At 41.7% G+C, this 13,956-nt stretch carries 6 protein-coding genes, 1 pseudogene and 1 riboswitch; all 7 genes and pseudogenes read right to left on the reverse strand.

The window, feature by feature from the left end; genetic code table 11:
- Positions 1–5 precede the first annotated feature (5 nt).
- The gene (locus tag HED67_RS07535) at positions 6–1,856 is read right to left on the reverse strand and encodes an ABC transporter substrate-binding protein (protein WP_221717933.1); all 1,851 of its coding nucleotides are present in this window, start codon (positions 1,854–1,856) and stop codon (positions 6–8) included.
- A 26-nt stretch (positions 1,857–1,882) separates the two neighbouring features.
- On the reverse strand, positions 1,883–4,048 hold the full coding sequence (locus HED67_RS07540) for an ATP-binding protein (RefSeq protein ID WP_221717970.1): 2,166 nt from the start codon (positions 4,046–4,048) through the stop codon (positions 1,883–1,885).
- Entirely contained in the window at positions 4,032–4,847 is an 816-nt protein-coding gene (locus tag HED67_RS07545) for a substrate-binding periplasmic protein (RefSeq protein ID WP_221717934.1), read from the reverse strand. The genes HED67_RS07540 and HED67_RS07545 overlap by 17 nt, the downstream gene beginning before the upstream one ends.
- A 136-nt stretch (positions 4,848–4,983) precedes the next feature.
- A riboswitch (cyclic di-GMP riboswitch) is annotated at positions 4,984–5,059 on the reverse strand.
- Positions 5,060–5,202: 143 nt separating this feature from the next.
- Positions 5,203–5,700, reverse strand: a pseudogene (gene wecB, locus HED67_RS07550) (non-hydrolyzing UDP-N-acetylglucosamine 2-epimerase); the annotation flags it as partial.
- A gap of 37 nt (positions 5,701–5,737) precedes the next feature.
- Complete coding sequence (locus HED67_RS07555; protein WP_221717935.1) at positions 5,738–7,936, reverse strand: ATP-binding protein; 2,199 nt, start codon at positions 7,934–7,936, stop codon at positions 5,738–5,740.
- 179 nt (positions 7,937–8,115) lie between these two features.
- Complete coding sequence (locus HED67_RS07560; protein WP_221717936.1) at positions 8,116–10,947, reverse strand: transporter substrate-binding domain-containing protein; 2,832 nt, start codon at positions 10,945–10,947, stop codon at positions 8,116–8,118.
- A gap of 187 nt (positions 10,948–11,134) precedes the next feature.
- Positions 11,135–13,933 (reverse strand): response regulator, encoded by a 2,799-nt coding sequence (locus HED67_RS07565; protein WP_221717937.1) that lies wholly within the window; start codon positions 13,931–13,933, stop codon positions 11,135–11,137.
- Between the last annotated feature and the right edge of the window lie 23 nt (positions 13,934–13,956).

Raw genomic sequence — 13,956 nt, forward strand, 5'->3', positions numbered from 1 at the left:
TCTTCTCATCTCACATTAATGTAGTCTTCAGGCTCTGCAAGAATGGCCTCACCATCTGAAGTATATCCTGTCCAGGTACCTTTCACAGTAGTATCTCCCCTATCAAACACAGTATTCTCATCTGCCGGATAAGCCTCCATGTGTTTTGGTATCGCAAGACAGGTTACTGTGAAAGTATCATTGTCCTGAACTTCTTTTCCATCCTTTATAACTTTACTCAATGTGTAGCCATTATCAGTTTCCTCGACTTCCACGGAAATGCCGCTGAGCACAGGCAGAGAGCCACGGTTAAACGGAATAAAGCCTCCCTCATAGCCTTCTACAAAGTTTTTAACAGTCTCTTTCAGTTCAGCTCCGCTCATCTTGCTGCCGTAAGCCGAAAGGTCATTTGGCATGATCATGTCACCTGCCATTTTTTCTGTATAGCCGGCTTTCAGTACGTTCCCTGTAAAGCTGTTTCCGGTTGCGATCAGCACATCCGTCCCATAAATACCACGCAGGGTATTTGCCATAACAGAATATGCTGCATTTCCTCCACTGCTGTGAAAGCGGTTGGAATAGGGTTTCTGTGAATCCAGCACGACACTCTCAGAGGCGGATTCCTCCTCAAGAAGCTGCGTGTTAAATGACTCATAGGCCTGCTCTGCATCGTACTCTCCTGAGATCATCTTAGAAACCACATCCTTGGAAACAGAAAAAAAGTCATTTGATGCAATGCGGATATACATATGATTTTCTTCAATCACAGGTTTCACATCTTTCAGATATTCCGTAAGCTGCATATCCACATCCTGACTGTAACTCAACAGATCCTGTCCCTCATAAAGGATCTGAGTCTGCGCATCCTCTGAAAGCATTGTATTCAGTACCTTATTTGCTTTCTTTAAGCGTGTTTCATCCTGTGTCAGGTCTCGGTTTAAAGCCACCTGGAAATAGGGTGTCGTCATCAGCCACTTTTCGCCATTCTCCTGGAAGAATGGCAGAAAGGTTGTATTGATGCCCTGATCCTGAAACATTTTTATCCCCGAAGAGCTTCCAAAGTACATGGCAAGCTTGCCACTTTGATACATCTCAACGATGTCATCATAATTCAGATCCAGATCATCCCGGCTAAGCCCTGTATCCCGGATAAACTGCTCCATACGTTCAAAAGCCTCCGGCCAGACGGTGCTGTCCAGCCCTTCTCTCTTTGTATTATCCGGGTCACTGTATGTAGTGCGCCACTTGCGTCCTTCTACAGAAGACAGTTCTGATGCAGACAGACCCTGCAGTGTTTCCATACAGGTATAATCATAATAATAGTCTGCCGTAAAACCACGGATTCCCACTTTGTCAAATGACCGGCAGGCAGAGACAAAGCTTTCGTAATCTGTCGGAAGAGGGATATCATACTTTTCAAAAAGGTCTTTATTCACTACAAAACCATGGGCATCCGCACACACCGGAAGCCAGTTTACGCTTCCATCCTCATTCATAAAATTGTTGAGGTAGGTATCATAGACAGCACCAGCCACATTGGTTGTGGAAAGATCCATCAGACTGTCCTTCAGAGGACTCGCATCATGCAGTGAAAAGCGACAGCAGGTTATAATGTCCGGCAATCCACCGTTTTCATCCAAAAATTTGTAGAAATCCAGATCGTTATTGCCTACAACAAATTCAACATTGATATCCGGAAGCTGTTCCTGGATGTATGGTGCATATTTTTCATACAGGTTTGTGCTCCATAAGTACACCGTAATTGTCTCTGCATCCTCTTTTTCCGCACTTTTCCCGCCGCAGCCTGACAGAAGTGATATGGCTGTCACCATCGCCAAAAGTACAGCCAAAACTCTGCTCCATTTTTTCTTTTTCATAACGAATCCCCCTCTAAAATTCACTTTCACTTCCTCACCAATTCATGAATTATTTTTACCAGTAGTTTCCCATCAACAGGCTTAGCGATATGTTCATCCATTCCTGCTTCTTTTGCTCTTATTTTATCCTCCGTGAACGCATTCGCTGTCATTGCAATAATCGGTATCGTTTTTGCATCCTCTCTGTTCATAGAATGAATCATTTTCGCTGCTTCATAACCATTCATGACTGGCATCATAATATCCATTAGGATGATATCAAATTCGTCAGGTCTGCTTTTTTCAAATATCTCAACAGCTTCCCGGCCATTCCATGCCTTTGTCACATCAGCACCTTCATTCTGAAGCATAAACTCTGCAATTTCCATGTTCAGCTCATTGTCTTCTGCCAGAAGAATATGCAGCCCGCGGATTGAAGCTTCTGTTTTTTCTCCCGCTTCGACTTTGCTGTCCCTGTCTGTATCAATTCGGAATGGAATCCGGATCACAAAGGTAGTCCCTGCACCTTCTTTGCTTTCAAAGGAAATAGTCCCACCCATTTTTTCGACCAGCTTCTTTGTGATTGGCATTCCAAGTCCGGTTCCGGCATATTTTGTCCGGCTTCCGACATCTTCCTGTGCAAATGGTTCAAAAATTTGTTTCTGGAATGCTTCTGACATCCCGATTCCGGTATCCCTGCATACAAATTCCATCGTCATCATTTCTGGCTGTTCTGACACAATTTCCCTGCAGCTGATATAGATATCTCCATTTTCTTTGTTATATTTCACTGCATTTGACAGGATGTTCATCAGAATACGTTTCACATGACTCGGACTTCCAATAAGATTCCGGTGTGTGATTTCTTTTTCTTCCCATATGATGCGGATATTCTGATCTGCCGCCATCTGATCAATCACAACAAGGACTTCCTCAAAAATGCTGCCCAGATTTAATGGTATTTCTTCCAGCACCACTTCTCCGGATTCCAGCTTACTCATATCCAAAACATCGTTTAACATTTCCAGCAGCAAACGAGAAGCGGATTTGACTTTTCCCCTGTATTCTGACTGTTTCTCCACATCGTCAGCATAATAGTCAGCCATATCGACCATGCCGCAGATTCCATTGATCGGCGTACGGATATCATGACTCATCCTCTGAAGAAATTCCGTCTTCGCCCGATTGGCTGCCTCTGCCTTTTTTGCAGCTATCAGAAGTTCTGCTTTATATTTTTCTTCCTCTTCCAGTTTCTGTTTCTGATGTGCCTGATTGGCTTTGTATCTCCAGAACAAGAATAAACCAAATATCAGAAAATAGAAAAATATAACGCCCAGCACACTTAATGGAAGGTTATGAAATATTTCCGTGTCCGGAAGATACGCATAAATATAATAATCACGCTGTTTCAGCATAATTCCATAACATCCTGTTCCTTCATTCTTCAAATGAAAGATGTGCTGACTGTCTGTATGATTTTTCATTGCCTGGACAACTTCGTTGTCGGCTGTGTCCTGCCCCAACAGGCTCTCATCATTGCTGGCAATAACTGCCCCCTTATTTGCAACAATAATCGTTCCATCTTTCTGGGAACTATACCCACTTAAGAGGTTTTGTATCGTCAGCGTATAATTTCTGGTAAATTCAGGAGAGGTATAGTAGTAGATTGCTACGATACCCGGCACATCCTTTCTGGCACAGGCAGCAATGTCAATGCGTGCCCCGTCTTCTCCGTTGATCCGCTCTGCATAGCTTCTTTCTTCATATCCGGTAAAGTCCATGATAATGGCTTTTTGAAGATATTCTGTAATCTCCCTGGTCAGGGTCTCATCCATGCTGTATTCACAATCTGTCTTTCCGTTTTTATCCAGTACAAGGATACCGTTCACCCAGAGGGTCTGAAGGTTCTCTTTTAAGAAATCCCGGCTCAGCTGACCGCCGTTTTCTGTTTTCATTTCGATATTTGTACTCATCTGCCTGGCACTTTCTACCGCGCGGAGGAGACTTTTTGATTCCGAGGATTCGTTGAAATGGGTGTAGGTTGAACACTGTACTTTGACATAATTTACAATCTCCACCATTCTTTTTTCCGCATCCGCTTTCTCGATATAAAAGAAACAAAACAGGGATACTGCAGTTACACAGATTCCAAGTAAAACGCCAACTATTATAATCCGTTTTTCTTTTACTTTTCTTTTAATATCCAAGAGCATCCACCTCCAGATACTTTTCCGGATCATCCAGATATTTTCCAACAATTTTCAGCGTCGTGCCATCCTGACGCATTTCCTCCAGCGTCTGTTCCATCTGCTCACAGATTCCTCTGTCATCATTTTTTGCAAAAGCAACACCTATTCCGGTGATCATCAGCGGTTCATCCAGAATACGGAAGCTTGCATCATAATCTTTCATATACTGGACAATAGATTCCTCATGTGCAGCCACAGCATCCACATACCCTTTTCCCAGGAAGGTGTAGATCAGTTCTCTGTGCCCAAGGCTGATCAGATTTCCAAGCTTTGGAATCCTCTCATCCGTGTGGTTCAGAAAGATGCCTTCCGGTTTGGTTGTGGACTGGACGGCAAGATTCTTTCCTTCCAGATCACTCAGTTTATAGATGTCACTGCTTTCATTTACGGCAACCACTTGACGGCTTGCTATGTACGGTCCTGCCCAGCGGTAATCATCAAGACGCCCTTCCATGGAAAAGCAGCCCATGATACAGTCAATATCTCCCTTCTCTACCAGCTCTTTTTTATCCTCCCAGTCGATCTGGACAACATTCACCTGATAGCCCATTCTTTTGAAGGCTTCTGTAGCCAGTTCTACATCGATACCAGTCGGTACACCATCCTCATTCAGGTAATTGTATGGTGGATAGTTGTCGCTGCCAAGCGTAATGACTGGCTTTTCTGTTTCTTTTTTACTGCTGTCTGTGTTTTTACACCCTGTCAGGGAGAGTGCTAAAATTCCTACAAGCAGAATACCTGCAATTACTCTTTTTCCTTTCATTTTTCTTCCTTCTCTACACTTCTCTTGTACTTTTCTATTTTCCATTTTCACAAATTGTACACTCTGCACCTTCAATTTTTAACAGTTGATCCCAAAAATGAAAGATGCATTGTCATTGCAGACAATGCATCTTTAACGTAGCAACTGGCTACCATTTTAAAGGCCCTGTAGCTTTGCGTCGCAGACTTTCATCTGTTTTGCCGATTTTCTTATTAAATTATAGCCTTTAAATGCATGCAAAAAAACTAATTTTATTATACTCTAATACTCTGCTATACACAAGAAAAAACTCACCATTTTAATACTTCAAAAAACAGCCGAATAATCGGCTGTTTTGCATTGGTTCTGTTTATACTCATACATCTATATTCTCCAGGATTTTTCTGATTTTGATACTTGCAGTCCCATCACCATAAGGATTTCTGGCCTCACTCATCCTTCTGTAAATCTCCGGCTCTGTAAGAAGCCGCCTGCATTCTCTGTAAATATCATCCACCTTCGTGCCTGCAAGCTTTAAGGTTCCTGCTTCCACACCTTCCGGACGTTCTGTTGTATCACGCATGACCAGTACAGGTTTTCCAAGTGCAGGTGCTTCTTCCTGGATTCCGCCACTGTCTGTCATGATCAGATAACTGGCTTTCATCAGATTATGGAATTCTACCACATCCAGTGGTTCGATCAGGTGTATTCTCTCACATCCGCCAAATTCCTCATCTGCGATTTTTCTGACCTGCGGATTCAAATGTACAGGATAAATAACCTTCACATCTGTAAATTCCTCCACGATCCTGCGTATAGCCCGGAACATATCCCGCATGGGTTCTCCCAGATTTTCAAAGGAATAAAAAGACAGAGCATATATCAGCTCTATATGCTCTGTCTTTTTATTCCTATAAATCTTCGTGCAGTTTTATATCCCTATTATCTGCCATGCATTGTTTTAAGGCAATGATCATTTTTTCCGCATCCAATGGCTTTGCAAGATGGACATTCATTCCAGCCAGCCGGCTGTTGATAATATCTTCTGCAAAGAAATTCGCGGACATTGCAATGATCGGAACCCTCCTGGCATCCCTTCTTTTCATTTCCCTAATTGTCCTTGCCGCATCCAGACCATTCATCCTCGGCATCATAATATCCATATAAATTACCCCAAAATAATCCGGTGCAGATTTCTCGAAGATTTCAACTGCTTCCTGTCCGTCTACTGCACATGTAACTTCCATACCGCTGTCTTCCAGTATACATCTGGCAATTTCCATGTTCAGCTCATTGTCTTCCACAACCAATGCCCGCATGCCTTCCACTGAATAATCATCAAGGCTTACTGGCTGATCTGATAAATTACTGTTTTTATCCTGTGTGCCAATTTTGAGCGGTATTTTTACAATAACTGTAGTACCAACACCAACTTTGCTCTTCAGTTCAATACTTCCGTCCATCCTGTCCACGAGCTGCTCCGTAATTGCAAGCCCCAGTCCGGTGCCTTCATACCTGGATCTGCTTGTCTTGCTTTCCTGAGAGAACATATCAAAAGCATGGGAAATAAAATCTTCACTCATACCCACACCCTGATCTTTACAGTAGAAAGTGAAAAATGCTCTGCCAACATCCAGAGTTTCTTCCTTAACCCAGACCGTGATCACACTACCCGCCTGACTGAATTTAATGGCATTGTCCATAATATTTGACAGGATCCTGCCAAGATATACAGGATTTCCAACCAGAGCGCTATGACTGTATGAACTATTTTTCCAGTCAATCTCATATCGGATGCCTTTCTTTGCAGCCCGCTCATCGTAAATCTGGTTCAGTTCCCGCAGTACCATTGTCAGATCAAACAAAAGCTGCTGGTCCTTCAAATCTCCACTCTGTAGTTTATTCATATCCAACACATCATTTACCAGAGATACCAGATATTTCAGGGATTCCATTGCCTTTTCTCTGATCTTCTGCTGCATCTGTGGATCATCTGCGTACTGATTTCCCATATTTACCATACCGATAATACCGTTCAGTGGTGTACGGATATCATGACTCATAGTCGCCAGAAACCTTGTTTTCATTTCGGCTTCCCGCTTTGCTGCTTCCGCTGCAAAGTTAAGATCCTCTTCACGTCTCTTGGAATCGCTGATACTGCGGACCGTACATAAAACATGGGTAACATTTCCAGAGTCATCCCGTTTTTTTACAATAAAAAGCATCCTGTGCCAGCTTCCATCGCACATCCTGTATTCTGTAGAAATACATTCTTCTGTCTTCAATCTCTCTGAAAGTGTAGAAACATCCAGAAATGGACGTATCAGCGGACGGTATTCCGGTGCAACCATTGTATCACAAAGCTGATACAGTTTCTCCGTTACACATCCTCTGTTTCCTGTCAGTTTGTGTATTTCACTGTCATTTGATACCTCTTCAAAAAAATCTTTCTGCACATCAATCCTGTAGATAGAACAGTAACTCTTGGCAATCGCCGAAATTATTTCATTACTCAGCCGTGTCTCGTCCAGTGCCTGCTTTAACTGATTCTGGATGGTGGTTTCTTTTTCCATAATATCATCAATATGCCGGAAACCCACCAGTGCAAAGAAATGTTTCTCATCCTGGAATATTTTGATTGCCTGTGCCTCAAAAAATTCATGCCGATTCGGATTCGGTTTGCTTCTGTAATGGTATGTAATGCGTTCCTTTCGGGAAAGCTGTTCCTTTAGATGCCCTGTCGAAATCCAGTCCTTAAATTCCTGTCTTTCTTTCTCATACAGATACTGAACTGCATATTGATCAGCAGAATAATTGAAATTATCACACTGTTTCAGATTCATTTTTTTTACGTTGGTTCCGTCGTTTATATGAAGAATTTCAAAGGAACCTGTATTTAATTCAACATAATAAACAGCCGTAAAATCTGCACATATCTTGTCCAAAAGCCGTCTTTCCGCCATCTGTTCTTCCAGCGTACGTTTCAGTTTTCTGTTCCTCATATGTACCATTGCAGTCAAGATAAGAAGCAGAACGATCAGCACGGCTATAAAAGCCAAAGCAGCCACAGACTGCAGTTGCTTCAAAAATATGTATTTAGTTTCTGTCATAACAAAATCCTCTCTTCGTCTATGCCTTCTTCATCCTGCTTTTATCTGTATACAGAGAACATTTCTTTTTTTCAAAAAAACATACCATGTGGTTTTCCGCATGTCAATAATTTTTAAAAAAAATCCAAAAAAAGTCTTTCCGCAAATGCCATTGTGATACCATTAAGCTCACACCTTTTTCAACATGGATATACATACCTTAAAATCGTTTTTATAACCTCATCAATCACAATCGGCTTTGACAAATGTGCGTTCATTCCTGCATCCAGTGATGCCTGAACATCTTCTGCAAATGAATTAGCTGTCATTGCTATAATAGGAATGTTTTTTCCATCCGGTCTGTCATTCATTGCCCTGATTGCTTTTGCCGCTTCATAACCATTCATTTCAGGCATCATGATATCCATCAGGATTACATCAAATGTGCCTTCCGGATGATTTCTGAAAATCTCAACAGCATTCTTTCCATCCACAGCTCTTTCTACATTCATCCTGAACTCTTCCAACTGCACAGCAGCAATCTCTGCATTCAGTTCATTATCCTCTGCAAGAAGGACATTCACACCTGTAAGATTTACCTTTTCCGAAAAACCTGTGTCTGACTTATTACATTCCTTATCTGTAATTTTCAAAGGAATATCCACAGTAAATGTGGTTCCCTCATGCTTTTTACTCTGCACGGAAATGGTTCCACCCATCATATCTACATACTTCTTTACGATAGCCATCCCCAGTCCAACTCCATGGTACTGCGTTCTCACATCGGAATCTTCCTGTGCAAATTCCTCAAAAACTTCTTTTGTAAATTCCTCACTCATGCCAATACCAGTATCCGAAATGCGGTAACGCATATTTATATATCCATCCCCGCCCTGTTCCTGACACCGGGCTTCAAAGGTAATCGTCCCTCCATCCGGAGTGAATTTCGCGGCATTGCTCAGAATATTGACCAGCACATCACGCAGGCGTGCAGGATCCGCAAGTACATTTGGAATCTTTGCTTCTTCACGCTGAATCTTAAAGTTAATATCCCTGTTCGTAAGAAAGCCTTTTGTAATATCCAATGCAGAATCTGTAATGTTTTTCACATCCGCCGGTACCGGATTGTATTTCACTTTTCCACTTTCGATGCGGGTCAGATCTAATATATCATTGATCAGCGACAGTAAATGCTCTGAGCTTTCGTCAATCTTTTCCAGACAATTTTTCACTTCGTCTGACGGATTGTTTTTCATTGCAATACCGGTAAATCCTATGATTGCATTCATCGGTGTCCTCATATCATGGGACATATGTGACAGAAATGCTGTTTTTGCCTTGTTTGCAGCCTGTGCATGCTCTGCCAGTTCCGCCATTTCCTCAGCTTTCTCCTGGGCCGCCTTCTGAGCTTTTTTTCTTGCACTGAGACGCACCATTACCCCAGCCATAGCAGTCAGCAGCCATCCAAAAATAAGAAGAACCCAAACAGTAACAACAGGATGCAGACGTATCCAGTCAACAAATGTAAGCTCTGTTGCTTTGTATGTGGTATACTGTGCTGCAAGATCTTCAACGAGATTTTGGGGCATGGCATACATTGCTTTCGTCAGAATACCAGCCAGCGCATGGTTCTCAGTTGATGAAATTACCATGCGGTAGGTGAATGTAGGCTGTTCCAGCAGAGTATATGTCATGGTGCCCGTAGTGTCACTGTTCACAAACGCCTGTGCCATGTAATAGTAGACGAAGGCAGCATCTGCTTTACCCTCACGGACAGCTTCCATCATTTCCTGTCGGGTACTGCACATCAGTTTTTCTGCACCGGGTGCCATTGCATCTTCAATTGAATTTGATACTGTCTGGTCAACAGTAGCAACAACATTAATTTTTCCATCAAAGTCACGCCGTGTCACCCTTGCCAGCTGCATCGTAATGAAAGGTGCAGTAATCCCCCATTTTTTCGTCTCAGCATAATTATCTGTTTCCAGGCGTGCATCGATGCTTATATCTGTGGTTTCCTTATTTTTCTGATAGGCAATATACTCATCTCTGGTGGCAGGTGTAAGAAACTCATAGGAAATCCCGGCATAGTCTGCAATTTTCCGGAAGTAATCCGGGATAATACCCTTCATCTCACCATTTTCATTATAAGAATATGGATAACGGGTCGGATCACACAGAACATGAAGCGGGTTGTCCTTGGAATACTGTGAAATAATACTTTTTTCTTTCTCCGTATATTCCAGATTCTTAGTTTCCATACTTTCATAATTTTTATTGTAAAGCGTCGTTTTCCAGTCACCCTCAACCGCATTCATCTGATCGATCGCATAATTGATCTCATTCAGCAATTCTGTATTGCCCTTTTTAACAATGACATAGAAATCGCTGCTGCCAAATTTCTCCACGATTCGCTCATTGTTTGTTTTTCTCAGAGAACTGGTAACAATCGCATCAACTTTTTCGCTCTGAAGGGCTTCATCCATTTCTGTGGTCGTATCAAAATAAGATGGAACATATGTAAATCCTTTGTCGTCTGCAAAATCCGCAAACTCTTCATTCCGGGTGTTTCCGTTCAAAAGTGCCACACGCATACCGTTGTAAGTGCTGTAATTGCCGTCCACAATCGTGCTGTTGTCACTGCGGACGGTCAGCATCCCATAATTGGTTCCGATGGGACGTGAAAAATCAAACTTTTCTTCTCTGTCCGGTGTTTTGCGGGCAGATGTTACCATGTCAATCTCGCCATCTTCAAGCATCTGCTGCATATCATCCCAGCTCTTATCATATCCGACATATTCGTAATCTACGTCCCAATAACGGGCCATCAGCCGAAGAAAATCATAGCCATACCCACTACGGTTGCCTTCTTCATCCATCACATGATAACCATCCATGGCAAAGAAACCGACTTTGACAGTTTCATGCTGCGAACTGTCCTCGTCTGCATATGCAGTCTGGGGAGAAAATATCATACACACGCATACAAAAGCCAGTAACACTGCCACATATTTCTTTGCTCTCGAAATCATATTAAATCTCCTGTCTGTCTGTCTGTCTGTCTGTCTGTCTGTCTGTCTGTCTGTCTGTCAAATATATTTCTCTATACATCTCCTTGTCAACCTCCTAATTTAATAAAATTGCACTGCCGCATCAATATCTTCATCTGAATCTGCCGCCCTGACCGGGGCTGCCAGAAACACAACACAAAGAATTGTCTTACTGCATTTTTTGTTTTAAAACCAATAGCAAAGTGTCCTCTATTTTTTTACTGTCAATGGGTTTTGCAATATGTACATTCATTCCGGCATCTATGCAGTCCCTGATATCATCCTGAAATGCATTCGCTGTCATCGCAATGATGGGTATCTCTTTTGTATCTTTACGGTTCAATGTCCTTATCTGTCTGGCTGCTTCTAATCCATCCATTACCGGCATCATGATATCCATAAAAATAAAATCAAATCTGCCTGGAACTGACTGGGAAACAATATCCACAGCCTCCTTGCCATTTTCTGCCGTAGTCACAACCATCTTTTCATCTTCCAGCAGCATTTTTGCAATTTCCAGATTTAGCTCATTATCCTCAACTAATAATACACTCTTACCCGACAGATCAGGCTTTTCCACTTTTTTTTGCTGTTCCTTCTCAGCATTATGATCAATCTCAAGTGGTATCGTAACGGTAAACGTTGTACCTACATTTTCTTTACTTTCCAGTTTGATTGTTCCATTCATCCTGTCCACAATATCTTTTACAATAGAAAGTCCAAGTCCGGCACCACTATATCCATTCGTTGTTTCTTTTCCTTCCCGGGCATAGGATTCAAATGCATGTTTCTGAAATTCTTCACTCATACCAAGTCCCGTATCGGAACATACAAATTCAAAAACCGCTGTCTTGTCATCACTTGAAATCTCATTGCAATACAGAATTACTTTACCACCTCTTCGGTTATATTTAACTGCATTTCCGGCAAGATTCATAAGAAGGCGGTTTAGATATTCCTCACTGCCAATAACATATCTGTGATGAAAAGTGCTCATGGAAGCTCCTCCTTCAAAGCTGATACCATACTCCTTTGCATTTGTCTCAATAATCGAAATCTGTTTTACGAGCATCGCAATCAGATCAAAAGGCTTGTGTTCCAAGTGCAATGTTCCGGATTCTACTCTTCCTATATCCAGGACATTATTCAGAAGGGACTGCAGATAGTCCATGGATTCCATTACCTTTGCTTTACATTCATATAATCTTTCTTTATCGTCATAATAACGCTCTGATATATTGATCATCCCAATAATTCCATTTAAAGGTGTCCGAATATCGTGGCTCATCTGTCTCAAAAAATGTGTCTTTGCACTGTTCGCCTTTTCTGCCTGCTGCTGTGCCTCTTTTGCCTTTTTCTCTGCAATTCTGGTTTTTCGGAGGAATCCAAGTATCAGTATCAGCACGATCAAAAAAACAGATACAACAAACACCATAAAACTCCAGAAATTGTCCCTTATAAACTCCCTTACCGTAACTTTCTTCAGATTACTGTCATACATATACACAGCATTGGACAATTTTGAAGCAGACATTGTTTTTAAAGTCTTATTCAGGACAGACAGCAGCATGCTGTTTCCATGTCTGACTGCAAATGACACCATACCGTACTTTTCCAGAAAAACACTGTACAGTTTATTATCATCGGAATATTGTTTCAACTTGCCTGAGTCCATAATCATGCAGTCTGCTTTTCCATTATATATAGCCTTTTTTGCATCCTTCCAAGTAGCATATTCCTTCACATGCCACTGTGGATAATTGTAGGAAACATAAGACTTCAAATCACTGTCTTCTCTTGGTATCGCAACCGTATTTTCAGCATTTTCATCAAAACTATTTTTAACCGTTGCAGCCGCCATATTATACTTCCAGACAGTATCTGTTAAATCATAGCCCAGGTCTTCGGCAGCATTCGTATTTTGCATCACATGAAAAATCATATCAATTTCTCCATCATGCAACGCTTTTTGCATATCCTCTTGTGAATCATAGCCCTTCAGGTCAAATTTCAAAGTCTGTCCTTCCAGGCAGTTTTGTGCAAGCTGGGTGTAATCCATGATCAGGCCGCTCACTTTTCCGGTTTCTGTATCAAGAGTACTGACCCCGCCATCGTTTATCAAATAACCGATTTTGATTTCTCCATGCTCTGACAGCCATTTCTGTTCTTCTCCCGTCAGAAAATATACACTGTCCACTGACAGAAACTGCTTATGCAGTTCATCTGCATAATAGGGATCATCATCTGTGATCCTTCTCATAGCATTATCCAGCTCTGTCTTTAAATCAGAATGACTCTGGCCAATCGCAAAATATATTTTTGAACTTCCGAGATTCGTTAAGGCCACCATTCCGTACCCATCCAGACGGGAATCCTCTAACGATACAAAAGCGTCAATTTCTCCGTCTGCAATTTTCTTCAAAGCATCCTCATTATTTGAAACATTGACATGCTGTGTATGCAGATCATATTTCTTTTCCCACTCGTTCAATACCATTTCCGACAGGTAACCCATAAGCACCCCAATCTTTTTCCCATTGAAAGATGCAGTGTCAGAGGATGAGATGTCTGTATGATTGGGTTTTACATAGACATAATATCTTTCGTCTCCCATTGGAATAGCGGAAAAAAGCATAGTCTCTGCCCGTTCCTCCGTATAAGAGATTCCTTCTATAATATCCAGCTCATCATTTTTTAATTTGTCGAAACAATTTTCCCATGTACAATCTACATATTCATAGTTCCACCCGGTATAACCTGCGATTTTCTGCAGATATTCATAGCCGTATCCGCTTCTTTTTCCATTTCCATTTATCTTATCATATGTATCATCCGGTACACCAATCCTGACAATTTTCTCTTTCTGACTTTCTGCTGCAAAAGCATAGACCGGACAGACTGAAAAAAGGATACAAATACACAATATAAAAATGGTACCCCTTTGCAATACTGATTTATTCATTTTCATATTTTTCTCTCTCCCAGTAAAAT

Origin of the sequence: Pseudocoprococcus catus (genome assembly GCF_019734885.1) — a bacterium.
Classification (GTDB): domain Bacteria; phylum Bacillota; class Clostridia; order Lachnospirales; family Lachnospiraceae; genus Coprococcus_A; species Coprococcus_A catus.